Source organism: Mediterraneibacter catenae (assembly GCF_008691045.1).
GTDB classification, from domain to species: Bacteria; Bacillota; Clostridia; order Lachnospirales; family Lachnospiraceae; genus Mediterraneibacter; species Mediterraneibacter ornithocaccae.
In genome coordinates this window covers 1-16,236 of record NZ_VMSO01000036.1, presented here as the reverse complement: position 1 = coordinate 16,236, position 16,236 = coordinate 1, and the positions used below count along the sequence as shown (strand labels likewise).

Below are 16,236 nucleotides of genomic sequence, written 5' to 3'. Positions count from 1 at the left end.
GCAGCAGTTCAGCACATCGGGATATCATGCGTCAAATTCTTTCATTCCGTATACATTGCGGTACTGGCGCATAGTCATGCCTGTCGCACTTTTAAAATATTTCCCCAGATGGCTCTGGGAAGAGAAACCGAGATAAGTGGATATCTCGCTGTAGGAATACCGGGAGTAGATCAGGAGGTTCTTCGCCAGGTTGATCTTCTCCCTGCGGATGTACTCTGTCAGAGTGACTTTCTCACACTCGTGGAACAGCTCTGAGAGATAAGCTGCATTCAGGCCGAGAGCGTCCGCAATCTCCTGTATGCTGATACGGCCGTGCAGATGAGAGAAGATATAGTCTTTGCATTTGTTGATATGGGGATTTTTATCTTTCTCGAGAGTACCCTCTTTCTGCTCTTTGAGCTCTTTCACCATCCGGGCGTACTCGTATTCGGCAGCGTAGAATAGGTGGAATACTGCCGGTATATCCCTGCATTTCTCAATCTTCTGGATGTAGGAATCACTCAGGGAATAGGCCTCTTCCGGTACGACGCCTCCGCGCATGGCTGCACGTGACGCCAGTGTGACTACGACGATGCCCCGGTTCTTTGCATGACGGAGGGGATCTTCGGAAAGCGTGCCTATTTCACCCGGATAATCTTCACTGAGGCTTCGCTTGAGCTGAGCCAGGTCGCCGGACTCGATAGAGGAGAATTCACGCAGCTCCTGGTCATAAGGATTGTGCACTTTTCCGTATTCTCTGTTTGTGAAGACGAGCTGAGAAAAAGATTCACGCAGCTTTTCATCCGTCTTTTTGTCAACAGAGTTTTCCAGATTCAGCATCTCTTCGGTTATCTCTTCTTCATGAAAAAGATTGTGTACAAGAAGGATGGCCTTGGAAAATGTGTCGTATTCGCAGGCATATACAGAGAGGAGCCATTGCTTTGTGACGGGGCGGGCAGAAATATCCGGCAGCGGTATCTCGCCCGGATATGTGTGCCGGAAATCTACGGGAGTTGTCATTCTTACCGGCCCGATCAGAGTATACCGGCTGCCGGTCCGGATCATGGCGTAGGCAAGCTCACCCTCTGCAGACAGAATCACGGGGATGTCTTTTTTGCCATGTGGAAGAGCCGTTCCGGTGAAAATACGGAAGATTTCATCGTCTTCGTAAAGATCGCGGAATGATATGCGGGCACAGCAGGTTTCAAGCAACGTTCCGTTTATATCATAACGGCGCACGATCGTGTGCAGATGATAAGAAATATATTTTATGAGGTAGTGTTCGTTCATTAATATGGTCTCCTGATATGATTTCTACACAGTAGCGTAGAGAAAGAAATGGCGGAATCGCTTCTGGTTTTATTTTGCATAGATATTCTATCATATTTCCCTGAAAAATGTAATAATTACCCGAAAAATGTGATATAGAAGCCCTGGCGAATGTACTACTATACATTCACAAGGCAGGCACCAAACCACAGCGCGGCAGAGAGAAGTGAGATGCTGAAACTTTGCCGACATTAAAAAAGAAAGGAATGAAGGAAATGTATGTAAAAGGTGTAAATCTTGGTAACTGGCTGGTACTGGAAAAATGGATGAGCCCGGGACTCTTTGACGGCACAACGGCGGAGGATGAGTATTATCTGCCGACCCAGCTTCCGAAAGAGATCTATGAGGAAAGGATCAGAATGCACCGCTCTGAATACATAACAGAGCGCGACTTCACAAGGATCAGGGCGATGGGCATGGATGCGGTCCGCATTCCGGTACCGTATTTTATCTTTGGCGACAGAGCGCCGTTCGTCGGATGTGTGAAGGAGCTGGACAATGCATTTAACTGGGCAGAGAAATACGGTCTGAAGATCCTCATTGACCTGCATACCGCGCCGGACAGCCAGAACGGATTCGACAACGGCGGCATCAGCGGCGTATGCAAATGGTCCCAGGAGCCGGAGGAAGTAGAGTTCGAACTCAGTGTTCTTGAGAGGCTGGCAGAACGCTATGGTACAAGAGAAGGACTGTGGGGCATCGAGGTGATCAACGAACCAATCCTTGAGGACATGTGGGAGACCATGCATGTGCAGGAACGTTATCCGGCAGTGGATCCGGAGAAAGCGGCCGGATCAAAGCCGAATACCATCGAATTTATCCGTCAGTTCTATCTGGAGGCATATGACAGGCTGCGCAAATATATGCCGGAAGACAAATATGTGGTTATCCATGACGCATTCCGCCTGAAAGCGTGGAAGGACTTTATGAGGGAAGACAAATATAAAAACGTAGTACTCGATACGCATATGTATCTGATGGTGGCAGAGATGGCCGGATGTGACCAGACGATCGAAGGCTATGTCAATTATGTGAAAGAGCATTTTGAGGCTGATATTGCGGAGATGGAGGAGTATTTCCCTGTGATCTGCGGAGAATGGTGTCTGTTTAATTCCCTTGCGGTAGGTCATGACACGAAAGGCGGACAGACGGTGCTCAACGGGCAGGAAGGAATGTCTGAAGAGGCGATGTCCGCAGAGGAAAAGAAAGCGATCTACCGCGCTGTGGCGAAAGCACAGCTTGATGCCTGGAAAAAAGGTTCGGGATACTTCTACTGGACATACAAGATGCTGACAGACACAGTCAATACGGAAGGCTGGGTCGGCTGGGACTGCTGGGATCTCGGCAGATGCGTGGACTTCGGGTGGTTCCCGACAAGGGAATAATAAGAAAAGAGGATACATGCTGAGGAGCATGAAAACGGGGGACGGCTCCACGGCAGTTAAAGAAAAAATATGAGAGGAAGGTTAGAAAATATGGGAAAAGTAAATATGGATCCGGATGCGAAGCTTTCATTCATAGAGCGGTTTGCATATGGAATCGGTGACTATGCGGGCAATCTGGCCTACTCTGCGATCAGTGCATTTCTGCTCTGCTGAACAGGACGGACGAAGGGCTGGAGTGCAATGTGAGGATAGCGGAAGAGCTGCTTAGACTGACGATGCCGGCACACAGTATTGCAAGTGCGATCATAGACGAGGGGGACAAGACTAATGATAAGTAATCCGATCTTTCCGGGATTTAATCCCGATCCCTGCGCGTGCAGGAAAGGGCAGGACTATTATGTGGCAGTGTCCACGTTCGAGTGGATGCCGGGAATACCGGTTTATCACTCGAGAGATCTGAAGAACTGGGAGCTGATCACCCACATCCTGACGGATGATGAGAAAGTGAACCTGAGACGGCTTCCGTCGGCCAAAGGAATCTGGGCGCCATGTCTTACCTACTGCGAGGACGACGGACTGTTTTATCTGGTATACGGGATCATGAATTCCATGAACGCGAGATATTTTGATATCGACAATTATGTGATTACCGCCAGGGATATCGAAGGACCGTGGAGTGAACCGGTGTATCTTCACTCCGCGGGATTCGACGCCTCTATGTTTCACGATGACGACGGGCGCAAATGGCTCGTATCCCTCGAGTGGGAGACAAGAGACGGCTATGAGAAGCCGGGGGTCATCTGTCTTGTAGAGTATTCTTCAGAGAAAAAGGCGATCGTCGGTTATCCGAAACGTATCTGGAGGGGAGGTACCGACAGAGGATGTATCGAGGCTCCGCATCTGACAAAACATAACGGATGGTATTATATCATGTGCGCCGAGGGGGGGACAGGATACAATCATTGTGTGACGATGGGGAGATCCCGCAATGTATGGGGCCCTTATGAATCCAATCCGGCAAATCCAATCCTCACTTCCGCGCCGGGAGTATCTTACGAGAGACATGATCCGGATCATTTGAAGCCTAAGTACTATAATCCGGATTCGATCTTGCAGAAGTCGGGGCACGGGAGCTACGTGGAGACACCGGAGGGCGAGGTATATATGTTCTTTCATACGGCACGTCCCTTTGTGCCGGAACTGCGGTGCACGCTGGGGCGGGAGACTGCTATTCAGAAGATGAGATGGACAAAGGACGGATGGCTGCGCATGGATACTGGAGAAAACCGGCTGTCAGGCTCGGACTGCGAGAAAGTGTCAGAGTGTATGGGTGGCAGGAGTAACACTCTGCGGAGAAACCAGCCGGAAAATCTGGCACAGATTGAGACACAGGAGAGTTCCCTGCCGGAATATCCGATGCCGAAGATCCCCGATTTTGATGATTTCGACAGCGGGGAGCTGGGAAACTGGTATTATGCGCCCCGTATCATGCCGCAGTCTTTTGCAGATGTGAATGCAAGACCCGGATATGTCAGGATCCGCGGACAGGAGGCGAGGACTTCGCTGAACAGGGTGAGTATCCTGGCGAGAAAGCTGACCAGCGTGTATGCCAGAGTCACTACAAAGATGGAGTTTGAACCGGAGGTGTACCAGCACAGCGCCGGACTCATTCTATATTATGATAATATGAATTATGTGAATCTCAGGAAATACTATAGCGAGACGCTGGGAAGCCCTGCGCTTTCCGTGGTGCAGCTTGAGAATGGTACGAAGACAGAATATAATGACTGGCGTGTGCCGGCTCCGGGGGGAGCAGTCTGGATGCGCCTTTATGTGGAGGGAAGAAAGATTTGGTTCGAGTGGAGCGCGGACGGGGAAGACTACCGGAAGATTGGCCCGGAGTTTGATACGACAAAATTTTCGGACGAGTACTGTAAGTACGGGGAATTTACCGGAACCATGGTGGGACTGACCTGTGCAGACCGCATGAAGCATGAAAAGTATGCGGACTTTGATTTCTTTGAATATATTGCAGATGAGACGAAAGGCGTGGAGTGAAAAAGAAGGGATTCCCCGGCGCTTTGGAAGCAGACATGCGAAAAACCGTCCTATTGGACGGTTTTTCGTAGTTTTATAGTTTATCTAAAAAGGAATGAGAGTAAAGTGCGGCGCCTTTCGGCGCCCTGACTTTATGAGGGGGAGATAGTTGTTCTATCAACTATCTGATTCATAGTATAGGGGACAAATGTGACAAAAGTATGAGTGAACCATAAAAGAAGGGGGAATATTCTAAACAGAAAGTAAAAAACCGGTAAAAATATATTATAAAGATCCGGAAACGCGAAAATCCGCTGACCATGCAGTCAGCGGATTCTCGTTGTTGTTATAGTTATCTAAAGGAATGAGAGTAAAGTGCGACATCCCGGTTCCCCGGGATGCCAATACTTTATGAGGGGGGAGATAGTTGTTTTATCAACTATCTGACTCATAGTATAGACAGAAAATGTGTCCAAAGTATGTTTAAACTCTTAAAGAAAAAGAAAGAAAGTTATGAAACTCTTAATTCGTTTTATTTATCATTGATGTTTTCCGGAACGCGTATGGTATTGCCGGCATATATTTTATTGGGGTCAGAAATCTTATTTAGTTTTGTCAGGGTATCTACAGTAGTTCCATAACGTTTGGCAATCTCGCTGAGTGTATCTCCAGGCTGGATGACATAAGTAATATATTGTGCAGAAGGAGAAGGCGCGGTGGTGTGGGAATCGCCTGCCAGATGATTTAATCCGGCTTTTTTTATTACAGCCGGGTAATCGACATATCCCAGATCCAGATCGACATTTCCTTTGATCCCGGGTACACTTCCGGTGCTGGTGTACTGCCAGATACCACATGGCGTTCCATCATACCGGTCTGCGTAACGGGCGTACCAGAAGGCATATCGTTTTGCGGGTTCTGTGCCGATATAGGTATCGAGGAAGCTGCGGTTTGTGTAGAACATGGCATAGTAGCCTTTTTCTTCTATGCGGCTGCAGAATCTTTTGACAATATTTCTGGCAAGGGCGGGAGTGAATGAGACGCCCTGTTTTTCAATATAGTCTGCAGATGCCTGCTCGATATCATAGCAGACCGGATAGTCCAGTCTGTATTCGGAGACAGTGCGGATGCATCCGTCCGCCTCCTGGACAGCCTTTTCCTGTGAAAAAGCATAGCAGAACCAGTAAGCGCCGATGGGGAGACCGATCCGGTTGCATTCGGCGGCGTTTCGCCTGAACTGTTTATCAACTGTATTATACCCATATCCGGCCCGGAGCATTGCAAATTTATATCCGGCGGCTTTGACTTTTTCCCAGTCTATTTCGCCCTGAAATTCACTGACATCAAGTCCTTTTATATTCATTTATTACTCCTTTCATCAATATGACAGCCGGTTGGAAAAATTTTTCACGGGCTGAAATATTTAATTTAATATATGCCGGAAACAGAAAAAAGTGTACAGCGGGCGTGGACAAATGTTGCCGTTTTTGTAGAGAGGCCTAAGGATTAGTTCTGCTGGATATTGAAAAAAACTTATGAAGAAAATATAATTGTGGATAAAGGAAACTATCAATGATTACATTGGAGACAGTAATGAATTTTTCACATGAACTTATTGTTCCGGAAACAGGATTCCCGTTCAAACTGTTTATTTTCGAGGGCGGCGGGGGGAATTATTACCGTGAGAAACACTGGCACAGATCGATCGAGATCTTTGCGGTGTGCAGCGGAGAACTGGAATTTCATATTGATAACAGGAAGTGGCATCTGACGCCGGGAAACTTCATGATCGTGAATTCCAATGAGGTGCATTCCGTGGATTCTCCTCTGCCAAATGAGACGATCGTACTGCAGATTCCGCTGAAACTGTTTGAGGATTACTTTACAGGAGAGCAGTTTATATGGTTTTCCCATGAGCCGGGCAGGAGAGATGAAAGGTTTATGGAGCTTATAAGGGAATTGTACGGAACATACGGCAGGAAAGCCTGCGGTTATGACTTAAAGATGAAGAGCCTTTTTTACCAGATTATGTATCTGCTTGTGAAAGATTACAGGCTGATGGAAGTGGATGACGCTTCCGTACGTAAGAATAAGAACCTCAATAAGCTGTCTGCGATTACTTCTTATATGAAAGAAAATTATACTGGCGATTTGTCACTTGATGAAGTGGCCCGGGTTTTCGACTATTCACCTAATTATCTCTCGAGGATGTTTCGCAAATACGCAGGTCTGACATTTAAAAGTTATGTGCAGAGTATCCGGCTGGGGTATGCAGTGAAAGATCTGGACAGTGGGAGGTACAGCATTACGGAGGTGGCGCTGAGGAACGGGTTTTCCGGGAGCAGGGCGCTGGCGAGGGCATTTCAGAAGAAATACGGGATGCTGCCGAGTGAATATAGCAGCTATGTCAAGGAAGAAACTCACGTACTGATACAGCGACGGGTGAGGGATTGAAAAGATAAGAAATGGTCATTAAAAGGCTAATTATTTGGTCGATAAGAGCTCTTAAAGGTGTTAAAATGACCTCATACAGACAAGTGGTGAGCAGGTATTTCGGTAAGATATAGTGGAATATGCTCGGATACGAAAATGTAAGGAGGTTGCAAAAATGAAGATTCAGAAACTGACGGACGCATCTTTCGGCAAGTACGGAAAAGTGATCACAGAATTCTCTTTTGAGAAGATCTTAAAAGAGATGGAGCACACTCCGCTGCCGAAGGATGTTGTCTATGTACCGTCTGTAGAGGCAATGGAGATCCTGCCGGAAGCTGTTGACGTATGCAGAAAAGGTTTCGGCGGACTGCCGATCCAGATCGGGTACTGTAACGGGGACAACCATAAGCTGAACGCACTTGAGTATCACAGAAGTTCGGAGATCGATATTGCAGCAACAGATTTGATCCTGCTGCTTGGATGTCAGCAGGATATCGAAGCAGATGATACCTATGACACATCGAAAGTCGAGGCGTTCTTCGTGCCGGCGGGAACAGCTGTCGAGCTCTATGCCACGACGCTGCACTACGCTCCCTGCTCTGCGCAGGAGGGCGGATTCAGATGTGTGATCGTGCTGCCGAAAGGCACGAACGAGGATCTGCCTTTCGAACCTGCGAAAGAAGGCGAGAACCGTCTGCTGACAGCGGTCAATAAATGGCTGATCGCCCATGAGGAAGCCGGCATTGAGGGAGCTTTCTGCGGGCTGAAAGGTGCAAACACCGAAGTATAAGGGTAATGGTAACAAAAATAAATATATTTATTTAGCAGAGAAAGAGAGGAACCTACTATGAAAAACATGCCAGAACTGAAAATCGGAGTTGTCGCAGTAAGCCGCGACTGTTTCCCGGAGAGCCTGTCCGTAAACAGGAGAAGAGCGTTGATCGATGCTTATGAGAAGAAATATGGCACAGGAACAGTATATGAGTGCCCGATCTGTATCGTGGAGAGCGAGATCCATATGGTACAGGCACTTGAAGATATCAAAAAAGCAGGATGCAATGCACTTGTTGTATATCTTGGAAACTTCGGGCCGGAGATCTCAGAGACCCTTCTTGCAAAACACTTTGAAGGACCGAAGATGTTTGTTGCAGCAGCAGAAGAGACACAGAATAATCTTGTACAGGGGCGTGGCGACGCTTACTGCGGCATGCTCAACGCAAGCTACAACCTGAAACTGCGCAACGTAAAAGCATACATACCGGAGTACCCGGTGGGAACAGCGGAAGAGTGTGCCGACATGATCCACGAGTTCGAGCCGATCGCGAGAGCTGTCGTAGGACTTAACGATCTGAAGATCATAAGCTTCGGACCGAGACCGCTCAACTTCCTCGCATGTAACGCACCAATCCAGCAGCTCTACAACATCGGTGTTGAGATCGAAGAGAACTCAGAACTGGATCTGTTCGAGGCATTTAATAAACATGAAGGCGACGAGCGTATCCCGTCTGTTGTAAAAGAGATGGAAGAAGAGCTCGGAGCAGGCAATAAGAAACCGGAGATCCTCACAAAACTGGCTCAGTACGAGCTTACATTAAAAGACTGGATCGAGGAACACAGAGGTTACCGCAAATATGTTGCCATTGCAGGAAAATGCTGGCCGGCATTCCAGACACAGTTCGGTTTCGTTCCGTGTTATGTAAACAGCCGTCTGACAGCTCAGGGAATTCCGGTATCCTGTGAAGTGGACATCTATGGATGCTTAAGCGAGTTCATCGGAACAGTAGTAAGCCAGGATGCAGTTACACTGCTTGACATCAACAATACAGTACCGGCAGACATGTACAAAGAGAGCATCGAGGGCAAATTCCCGTATACACAGAAAGATACATTTATGGGATTCCACTGTGGAAATACAGCATCAGGAAAACTGACATCATGTGAGATGAAGTATCAGCTCATCATGGCACGTTCACTTCCGGAAGAGGTGACACAGGGAACGCTTGAAGGAGATATCCAGCCTGGTGATATCACATTCTACCGTCTGCAGAGCACATCTGACAACAAGCTGCGTGCATATGTGGCACAGGGTGAAGTACTTCCGATTGCAACAAAATCCTTTGGTTCCATCGGTGTGTTTGCTATTCCGGAGATGGGAAGATTCTACCGCCACGTGCTGATCGAGAAGAACTATCCGCATCACGGCGCTGTAGCATTCGGACACTACGGAAAAGAACTGTTCGAGGTATTCAAATATATCGGCGTTCCGGTAGAAGAGATTGGTTACAATCAGCCGGCAGGCGTGAGATATCCGACAGAAAATCCGTGGAGATAATTTTCGGGGACGTAGTAAAAACGGATTTGACTACGTCCCGAAATGAAGTTAACCCTGTCCTTTATTGATAACTACCCTGTCCCTTTTGAAATTTGCACAAATTAATTTGCTGCTTTGCGCGGATTAAGAGTGTGGTTTTGTACAGATTCACAGTGGGGACAGGATAAAACGCAAAAGGGGACAGGGCTATTTTGAAATGGGGACGTAGTAAAACTGAATTTGACTACGTCCCCGATAAAGGAGGACAGAGCAATGTTTTTTATCGGTGTCGATCTCGGAACATCCGCAGTAAAGCTCCTGCTGATGGATGAGAACGGGAAGATCCATAAGATCGTATCAAAGGAGTATCCGTTATATTTTCCGCATCCCGGATGGTCCGAACAGAAACCCGAGGACTGGTTTGAACAGAGCATGGCAGGATTAAAAGAGCTCACCGCGGAGTGCGATAAGAGCCAGATAAAAGGGATAAGTTTCGGCGGGCAGATGCACGGACTGGTTGCGCTGGACAAGGATGACGAGGTGATCCGTCCGGCGATCCTCTGGAATGACGGGCGTACGGGGAAACAGGTTGAGTATTTAAATGATACTATAGGAAAGGAAAAACTTTCCAAATACACTGCCAATATTGCATTCGCAGGATTTACAGCTCCTAAGATTCTCTGGATGAAGGAGAACGAACCAGACAATTTCGCGAAGATCACAAAGGTCATGCTGCCAAAAGATTATCTGGCATACAAGCTGTCGGGATCTTTCTGCACGGAATATTCAGACGCATCGGGGACACTGCTCCTTGATGTGGAGCATAAATGTTGGTCAAAAGAGATGACGGAAATCTGCGGCATTACAGAAGAGCAGCTTCCGAAGCTTTACGAGAGCTGGGAGCCTGTGGGATGCCTGAAACCGGAGGTTGCTGAAGAACTTGGGCTGCCTGCAGGCGTGAAGGTGATAGCTGGAGCGGGCGACAATGCTGCGGCTGCGGTGGGAACTGCAACAGTGGGAGACGGTGGATGCAACATCTCTCTCGGTACATCGGGGACGCTGTTTATCTCCAGTGAGAAGTTTGGCGTGGATGAGAATAACGCGCTTCACTCGTTTGCACACGCCGACGGAAATTATCATCTTATGGGGTGCATGCTGAGTGCGGCGTCTTGTAATAAATGGTGGATGGACGAAATTTTAAAGACTACGGATTATGCAGGTGAGCAGTCGGGAATCACGGGGCTGGGCGAGAACCATGTGTACTACCTGCCATATCTGATGGGTGAGCGTTCACCTCATAATGATCCCGATGCAAGGGCAGCGTTTATCGGTATGAGCATGGATACAAGTCGTGAAGATATGACGCTTGCAGTGCTCGAGGGTGTGGCGTTTGGCCTCAGAGATTCCCTTGAGGTGGCAAGAAGCATTGGAGTGAATCCGCAGAGAACAAAAATTTGCGGCGGTGGAGCGAAGAGCCCGCTCTGGCGGAAGATTATCGCCAATGTAATGAATATGAAGGTGGATATTATTGAGAGCGAAGAAGGACCGGGATATGGCGCCGCCATTCTCGCTGCAGTTGGGTGCGGAGTATACTCCTCTGTGGAAGAGGCAGCAAAGAAACTTGTGAAAGTCGTGAAGACTGAAGAACCGGAGGAAGAACTGGTACAGAAATATGAAGAGAAGTATCAGAAGTTCAGACGATTTTATCCGGTTCTAAAAGGAATGTTCTGAAAATAAAAAAGTGATATCGCGTACAGTGGAGCGTATACCGGCAGTGCCGGGCGTTCCGCTGTTTTGTTATTTTATGCTATTAGTACGCATTTTAATAAAATCATAAGATTTTGATTTCCCCCTCTTAAAAAATGATTTTTATCATGTATACTATAGATAAATACTCCCGCCCGTTCAGAAAAAAGAACAGGGGACTGGAAGTGCTTAAGAGAGGCGAAGGGGTGAGTAAAATGTATAATATTCTTGTATGTGATGATGACAGAGAAATTGTAGAAGCCATAGAAATATATCTTTCTCAGGAGGGATACCGGATACTGAAAGCGTATGACGGGATTGAAGCTCTCGGTATCCTTGAAAAAGAAAATATTAATCTTCTGATTATCGACGTGATGATGCCGCGGCTGGACGGAATACGTGCGACTTTGAAGATTCGGGAGAAAAACAGCATTCCTATCATTATACTATCGGCGAAGTCAGAGGATGCCGACAAGATACTTGGCCTGAATGTGGGTGCAGATGACTATGTGACCAAACCATTCAGTCCGCTGGAGCTTGTGGCAAGGGTGAAGTCGCAGCTCAGAAGATACAATCAGCTTGGCGGTTCAGGTCAGGGCGAGCAGGAGAAGATCTACGAGGTCGGAGGCTTAAAGATCAATGATGATTTGAAAGAAGTAACCGTGGATGGCGAGCCGGTGAAACTTACGCCTATTGAGTATAATATCCTGCTGCTTCTCATGAAGAATCAGGGCAGAGTGTTTTCAATCGGACAGATCTACGAATCAATCTGGAATGAAGAGGCGATCGGCGCCGACAACACCGTAGCTGTTCATATCAGGCATATCAGGGAAAAGATCGAGATCAATCCGAAGGATCCCAGATATCTGAAAGTGGTGTGGGGCGTAGGTTATAAGATCGAGAAAGGAATATAGAGAAGTTTATGAATCAGTGGTATAGAAGGACTCTGACAAAAGTAATCGTGCTGCTGACGGGTATTCTGAGCGGCGCAGCGTTCATTACATCCCTGGGAGTGATACTTACATTTACCGATACAGTGAATCCGTCAGAGATCATGAGTCTGGTACAAGAGTCATATGAAGAGTCGGCTGACTTTAATATGTCGGTAGAAAATGCAGTGTCCGAAGTATTTGAAATGTTCCGGCTCGAGGATGTATTTGAGACGGACGGCGCGTATGACCCGGACAAAGAAATCGATATTATGGAATATGCCGGTACAGGCAAAGCCGGAGGAAATAACGCATCAGGGCTTATGTATACGCTGGAAGATCTGATCAATTGGGGAGAAGAGTTTAATTCACAGGGAGGAGGCGTCTACCAGGAGGACGTTATAGTATGTCAGAGAGAGGATGGGACATATTACTATTATTACCGGAACGATTTTTTTAATCTCTTTGAGAACGGAGAGTTTACGATTGAATTTGAGGATGAGTACCAGACACAGGCCGCCTTTTTGAAAGAACTTGCAGAGGGCGGGGATGTCTCGGGCAGTGAGTCCGAAATGCGAATCTATGACAATGAGGGAAATGTTCTGTACACTGACTGCTGGAATTTTGGTACGGCTCTGAAAGAAAATTATGCGCCTGCCGGTGCCGATAATCTTCTGCAGGCGGTTAACAGCAATCCGGAGTTAAACGGAAGACTGTCAGATATTTATGATAATCTCACATTTACGCTGACTAATCTTTATGATGAGTATACGACATATCAGTCCGGGTGGGAATATCTGGAAGAGGGAAATACAAACTTTACTTACCTTTATGCGGACCGGGTGACAAAACAGGTATTTACAAATAAAGGGGAGTATTCTGATTACAAGGATGTTGCAGCTCATATTGATGAGATGAAATCCGAAGACTCTGTGAAGTATATTATTGTATATCCGAAATTAAAAGATTTCGAAACAAATATGAGCATTTCTGCCTCTGGAGAATGGGATTCGGTCAGGTCATATGAACCGAGCAGAAATTCAGAGAATATCCTTGCCGTGTCAATCGATACGTCATATCCGATCAAGGATCAGTTTTATGAAGGCAGTACGCACTATAATGAAAATATTCCCTTTCTGAGATGCGCACTGGTCCTGTTTATTGCAGGCGGTATCCTCTTTATTGCATCTGCTGTATGGCTTGCAGTGACAGCAGGGAAAAAACCCGGAGATGAAGAAATACATCTGACGGTGTTTGATCGGTGGAAGACGGAAATTGCGGCAGCGCTGGTGATAGGTCTGTGGGTGCTCAGTACATGTATTCTTCTTGGAATGCGTGTGACATTCGGAAGTTGGACAGATACGGCGGCAGTGGAATATTCCGCTGAAGAATATGTGAGTACGATTCCGACGGCATATTCAACGTTATTTACAACAGCCATAGATCTGGCCGATCTGGTTGTAATATTTTTATATGGGCTCTTTAGTTTTGCATGTTTCTTTGCAGGATACGTAAGTCTGGTGCGAAGGGCTAAAGCCAAAATTCTGTGGGAGGGAAGTCTTTTCCATGCGATGCTTGTAGTTACCGGACAGGTATGGAGAGAACGGTCTGTTACTTTAAAAGCAGGAGCTGCTGTGACTGGCTTTCTATTTATCCAATGGCTGGCTGTACTGATACGGAACATTCCGTTTATGTTGCTTGCCCTGGGAGCGGATATATTAGTCCTGTGGGTCGTTTTAAGCGGGGCGATTGCAAAGAACAGGATCAGAAAAGGAATAGAGGAAATAGCGGGCGGCAATCTGGAATATCGTATTGATCTGAAATGGCTGCACGGAGCAGAGCGGGATATAGCAGAGAAAATCAATAATATCGGAAGCGGCCTTAACAAAGCTGTGGATGAGGCGATGAGAAATGAAAGGCTGAAGACCGATTTGATCACGAATGTATCCCATGATATAAAGACGCCGCTCACTTCGATCATCAATTATGTAGACATCCTGAAAAGGTCCAATATTACGGATGAAAAGATCCGGGGGTATCTGGATATTCTTGAAGCAAAGGCGCAGAGGCTGAAGACGCTGACAGAAGATGTGGTCGAGGCATCCAAGGTAAGCAGCGGCAATATTACGCTTGAATGTATGGATATGGATCTGAGAGAACTTGTACAGCAGACGGAAGGAGAGCTGGCGGAGAAATTTGCCGCGCGCAATCTGACCATGGTACTTAATATTCCGGAAGAACCAGCAGTTATCCATGTGGATGGCAGAAGAATGTGGCGTGTCCTGGAAAATGTCTTCGGTAATGCGGCGAAATATGCAATGCCCGGCACAAGAGTGTATGCGGATCTCGTTCTCACAGACGATAAGGTTGAATTTTCTCTGAAAAATGTATCCGAACAGCAACTTAACATTTCAGCAGATGAGCTGACGGAACGCTTTATCAGGGGCGACATTTCAAGAAGCACAGAGGGAAGCGGACTTGGTCTGTCTATTGCAAAGAGTCTTACTGTGATGCAGGGAGGAGAGTTTGAGCTGTATCTTGACGGGGATCTGTTCCGCGTGAACATCCGGTTTGCACGAGTACCTGCAAGAGCAGAAAACAAAATTGACTATTGAGATGAAAAATCAGATTTATGAGCAGAAACGTCCGGGTTAACCGGGCGTTTCTTTTGCTATTGCAAAAGTGTTCTGCAGATGATACGATGAAATCAGTCTATTAGAAAGTAACAGTTCGGCCTGTACCGTTTATGAAGCTGAACTGCTACATCAGAAAAAGTTCTGCAAGAGAAAAAGGTTGATATGTGAGGTGACTTAAGATGAACAAGGGGGAAGACCAGAGAGACAAAATCGGCAGAACAGGAAACAGTACAGTTCCGCCGGGAGAAAGAGGCCCGCAGCAGCGCAGGCCGATAAGCCGTGAAGAGAGGATGCGGCGCAAAAGAGAGCGGCTTAAGAGAAGGAGGAGGATTGCCATTGCAATCCTGTGCGGTATTGTATTGGTTCTGATACTGATCATTGCAGGGATTGTGGCATTGGTAAGGCATTTTACGGGTGGCAGCGACAGCAGTGACAAAAGCGGCGGTCAGGCGTCAGATCTGACTATCGAGGAACAGCAGGAGGCAGAGGAAGAAGAAGCGGAGCCTGTTTCCATTACGATCAGTGCGGCCGGAGACTGTACTCTCGGAACAGATGAATATTTTGACCGGAGCACGAGCCTGAATGCGTATTATGACAGTAACGGAGCCTCCTATTTCTTCCAGAATGTGAAGTCTGTTTTTGAGGCAGATGACCTGACGATCGTTAACATGGAAGGAACACTTACGGAAGAGACTGCGCGTCAGGACAAGACCTATGCATTTAAGGGACCTGCAGAATATACCCAGATACTGACAGAGGGTGATGTAGAGGCTGCAAATCTTGCAAATAACCACAGCCATGATTACGGCGACCAGAGCTATACAGATACGATTGAAGCTCTGGATGCGGCCGGTATTACGAGCTTCGGATATGACAGGACTGCGGTCATGGATGTCAACGGTGTGAAAGTAGGTCTGGTCGGTACTTATGAACTGGCGGACGGCATGGGCTGCGAAGACGAGATGATCGCGAATATCAAGGCAGTGGAAGATCAGGGGGCACAGATCGTCATTGTAAGTTTCCACTGGGGACTTGAGAGGGAAAACTATCCGACTGAGAATCAGGTGAATCTTGCTCATTCGGCAATTGACAACGGTGCTGATCTGGTGCTTGGCCATCATCCTCATGTACTGGAAGGAATTGAAGTTTATAAAGGAAAGAATATCGTATACAGTCTCGGAAATTTCTGCTTTGGCGGAAACAGTAACCCGTCGGATAAAGACACGATGATCTTCCAGCAGACCTTTACAGTTGAAAACGGGGAGCTGAAAGAAGATAATGTGACCAATATCATTCCGTGCTCTATATCCTCGGAATCCGGATATAATAACTATCAGCCCACACCGCTGGAGGGCGATGAGGCAGAACGGGTGAAAGGAAGAATCGAGGAATACAGCAGCGGATTCTGACGGGAAAGAAACTTCTTGAATTCCTTACGGTTTTATGCTACG

Annotated in this window: 12 protein-coding genes; 10 read left to right on the top strand and 2 right to left on the bottom strand. The window is 47.1% G+C overall.

All coding sequences use genetic code 11. The features are described 5' to 3' along the window. Positions 1–24: 24 nt before the first annotated feature. Positions 25–1,269: a helix-turn-helix domain-containing protein gene (locus tag FNY66_RS14725; protein ID WP_150311626.1), complete on the bottom strand. Its 1,245-nt coding sequence runs from the start codon at positions 1,267–1,269 to the stop codon at positions 25–27. Between the two features lie 254 nt (positions 1,270–1,523). Here FNY66_RS14725 and FNY66_RS14720 point away from each other — a divergent pair, with 254 nt between their 5' ends. From FNY66_RS14720 to FNY66_RS14715, 3 genes are all read left to right on the top strand, one after another. After that, a complete protein-coding gene (locus tag FNY66_RS14720; protein WP_150311627.1) occupies positions 1,524–2,693 on the top strand; it encodes a glycoside hydrolase family 5 protein in 1,170 nt (389 codons plus the stop codon). A 90-nt stretch (positions 2,694–2,783) separates the two neighbouring features. Next, positions 2,784–2,906 (top strand): hypothetical protein, encoded by a 123-nt coding sequence (locus FNY66_RS15955; RefSeq protein ID WP_267872939.1) that lies wholly within the window; start codon positions 2,784–2,786, stop codon positions 2,904–2,906. 114 nt (positions 2,907–3,020) lie between these two features. After that, the gene (locus FNY66_RS14715) at positions 3,021–4,751 is read left to right on the top strand and encodes a glycoside hydrolase family 43 protein (protein WP_150311625.1); all 1,731 of its coding nucleotides are present in this window, start codon (positions 3,021–3,023) and stop codon (positions 4,749–4,751) included. 511 nt (positions 4,752–5,262) lie between these two features. On the opposite strand, the gene FNY66_RS14710 is transcribed toward FNY66_RS14715, so the two are convergent. Further along, entirely contained in the window at positions 5,263–6,093 is an 831-nt protein-coding gene (locus FNY66_RS14710; RefSeq protein WP_087149770.1) for a GH25 family lysozyme, read from the bottom strand. Between the two features lie 230 nt (positions 6,094–6,323). Between FNY66_RS14710 and FNY66_RS14705 the strand changes: the two genes are divergently transcribed. From FNY66_RS14705 to FNY66_RS14675, 7 genes are all read left to right on the top strand, one after another. After that, on the top strand, positions 6,324–7,184 hold the full coding sequence (locus FNY66_RS14705; protein ID WP_087149924.1) for an AraC family transcriptional regulator: 861 nt from the start codon (positions 6,324–6,326) through the stop codon (positions 7,182–7,184). Positions 7,185–7,338: 154 nt separating this feature from the next. Beyond that, positions 7,339–7,953, top strand: a complete 615-nt coding sequence (locus tag FNY66_RS14700; protein ID WP_150311624.1) for a DUF4867 family protein — start codon at positions 7,339–7,341, stop codon at positions 7,951–7,953. Positions 7,954–8,010: 57 nt separating this feature from the next. Next, a complete protein-coding gene (locus FNY66_RS14695) occupies positions 8,011–9,495 on the top strand; it encodes an L-fucose/L-arabinose isomerase family protein (RefSeq protein WP_087149768.1) in 1,485 nt (494 codons plus the stop codon). 252 nt (positions 9,496–9,747) lie between these two features. Further along, positions 9,748–11,205: a xylulokinase gene (gene xylB, locus FNY66_RS14690; protein ID WP_150311623.1), complete on the top strand. Its 1,458-nt coding sequence runs from the start codon at positions 9,748–9,750 to the stop codon at positions 11,203–11,205. 230 nt (positions 11,206–11,435) lie between these two features. Beyond that, positions 11,436–12,134 (top strand): response regulator transcription factor, encoded by a 699-nt coding sequence (locus tag FNY66_RS14685; RefSeq protein ID WP_087149923.1) that lies wholly within the window; start codon positions 11,436–11,438, stop codon positions 12,132–12,134. Positions 12,135–12,142: 8 nt separating this feature from the next. Beyond that, entirely contained in the window at positions 12,143–14,764 is a 2,622-nt protein-coding gene (locus FNY66_RS14680) for a sensor histidine kinase (RefSeq protein WP_150311622.1), read from the top strand. Between the two features lie 200 nt (positions 14,765–14,964). Next, positions 14,965–16,194 carry a CapA family protein gene (locus FNY66_RS14675; protein WP_150311621.1) on the top strand — a complete coding sequence of 410 codons (1,230 nt, stop codon included), beginning with the start codon at positions 14,965–14,967 and terminating at the stop codon, positions 16,192–16,194. Positions 16,195–16,236: the final 42 nt, after the last annotated feature.

Bases quoted from the DNA above. Each gene is read 5' to 3' on its own strand.
- FNY66_RS14710 (WP_087149770.1), bottom strand. From the start codon at position 6,093: ATGAATATAAAAGGACTTGATGTCAGTGAATTTCAGGGCGAAATAGAC.
- FNY66_RS14720 (WP_150311627.1), top strand. From the start codon at position 1,524: ATGTATGTAAAAGGTGTAAATCTTGGTAACTGGCTGGTACTGGAAAAA.
- FNY66_RS14700 (WP_150311624.1), top strand. From the start codon at position 7,339: ATGAAGATTCAGAAACTGACGGACGCATCTTTCGGCAAGTACGGAAAA.
- FNY66_RS14685 (WP_087149923.1), top strand. From the start codon at position 11,436: ATGTATAATATTCTTGTATGTGATGATGACAGAGAAATTGTAGAAGCC.
- FNY66_RS15955 (WP_267872939.1), top strand. From the start codon at position 2,784: ATGGGAAAAGTAAATATGGATCCGGATGCGAAGCTTTCATTCATAGAG.
- FNY66_RS14705 (WP_087149924.1), top strand. From the start codon at position 6,324: ATGAATTTTTCACATGAACTTATTGTTCCGGAAACAGGATTCCCGTTC.
- FNY66_RS14715 (WP_150311625.1), top strand. From the start codon at position 3,021: ATGATAAGTAATCCGATCTTTCCGGGATTTAATCCCGATCCCTGCGCG.
- FNY66_RS14675 (WP_150311621.1), top strand. From the start codon at position 14,965: ATGAACAAGGGGGAAGACCAGAGAGACAAAATCGGCAGAACAGGAAAC.
- FNY66_RS14695 (WP_087149768.1), top strand. From the start codon at position 8,011: ATGAAAAACATGCCAGAACTGAAAATCGGAGTTGTCGCAGTAAGCCGC.
- FNY66_RS14680 (WP_150311622.1), top strand. From the start codon at position 12,143: ATGAATCAGTGGTATAGAAGGACTCTGACAAAAGTAATCGTGCTGCTG.
- xylB (WP_150311623.1), top strand. From the start codon at position 9,748: ATGTTTTTTATCGGTGTCGATCTCGGAACATCCGCAGTAAAGCTCCTG.
- FNY66_RS14725 (WP_150311626.1), bottom strand. From the start codon at position 1,269: ATGAACGAACACTACCTCATAAAATATATTTCTTATCATCTGCACACG.